This window comes from Rhodococcus sp. R1101 (assembly GCF_000278445.1).
In the GTDB taxonomy this organism is placed as follows: domain Bacteria; phylum Actinomycetota; class Actinomycetes; order Mycobacteriales; family Mycobacteriaceae; genus Rhodococcus; species Rhodococcus gordoniae.
On record NZ_AJVB01000708.1, the window covers coordinates 1 to 1,429 of the forward strand.

A 1,429-nucleotide genomic window follows, 5' to 3' on the forward strand; every position below is an offset into this window, starting at 1 on the left:
GGAGCAGACGGGTGTGGCCGCCGCTCGGGAGGCGATGCTCGCCGGTGAGCACATCAACATCACCGAGGACCGGGCGGTGCTGCACACCGCCCTACGGCTGCCGCGGGAGGCGTCGCTGATCGTCGACGGAATCGACGTCGTCGCGCAGGTGCATGCCGTGCTCGACCGGATGGGTGAGTTCACCGACCGGATCCGCGACGGACGCTGGCGCGGTGCCACCGGGCAGCCGATCGCCACGGTGGTCAACATCGGTATCGGCGGCTCCGATCTCGGCCCGGCGATGGTCACCGGCGCGCTGCGCCGCTTCCACGACGGGCCCGCGGCACGGTTCGTCTCCAACGTCGACCCGGCGGATCTGACCGCCGCGCTGGCCGATCTGGATCCGGCGACGACGGTGTTCGTCGTGGCGTCGAAGACCTTCTCCACCCTCGAAACACTGTCCAATGCCACCGCCGCCCGCCGCTGGCTCGTCGACGCCCTCGGTGAGGACGCCGTCGCCCAGCATTTCGTGGCGGTGTCGACGCACACGCAGCGGGTACGCGAGTTCGGTATCGACCCGGCGCACATGTTCGAGTTCTGGGACTGGGTGGGGGGCCGCTATTCGGTGGGTTCGGCGATCGGGCTGGCGGTGATGTGCGCGATCGGACGGCAGCGGTTCGGTGAGTTCCTCGCCGGCATGCACGCCATCGACGAACATTTCGCCACCGCCGCCCCCGAGCACAATGCGCCGTTGCTGGCCGGGGTGATCGGGGTGTGGAACGCCAGTGTCCTCGGCCACCGCTCCCGGGCGGTGGTGCCCTATGCGCAGGATCTGGCGCGGTTGCCGGCCTATCTGCAGCAGTTGACCATGGAATCGAACGGCAAGTCGGTACGCGCCGACGGCGCCGCGGTGCGCTGCCCGACCGGGGAGGTGTTCTGGGGGGAGCCCGGCACGGGCGGTCAGCACGCCTTCTTCCAGTTGTTGCATCAGGGCACCGAGATCGTGCCGGTCGATTTCCTGGGCCTGGCCCGCAGTGGCGACGACCTGCCCGCCCGCGACGGCACCACCTCGATGCAGGTGTTGGTGCTGGCGAACATGTTCGCCCAGGCCAAGGTGTTGGCGTTCGGGCGTGAGGCCGACGAGGTCCGCGCCGAAGGCGTGCCGGAGGCGTTGGTGGCGCACAAGGTGATGCCCGGCGATCGGCCGTCGACGACGATCCTGGCCCCCGAGTTGACGCCGTCGGTGCTCGGGCAGATCATCGCCTTCTACGAGCACCAGACCTTCGTCCAAGGGGTGATCTGGGGGATCGATTCGTTCGATCAGTGGGGGGTCGAACTCGGCAAGACCCAGGCCACCGCCCTGCAGGCGGTACTCACCGGCGACGAGACCCCCGACACCGGCGACGCCTCCACCGACCACCTGATCGAGACCTACCGAACCCTGCGCGAC

General features: G+C 69.3%; 1 protein-coding gene. It reads left to right on the forward strand.

Going from position 1 to position 1,429, the window contains the following annotated elements; all coding sequences use genetic code 11:
• Nucleotides 1-1,429 (forward strand): glucose-6-phosphate isomerase (gene pgi / locus R1101_RS0123440; protein ID WP_016935609.1); only part of this gene is annotated, 1,429 nt, incomplete at both ends.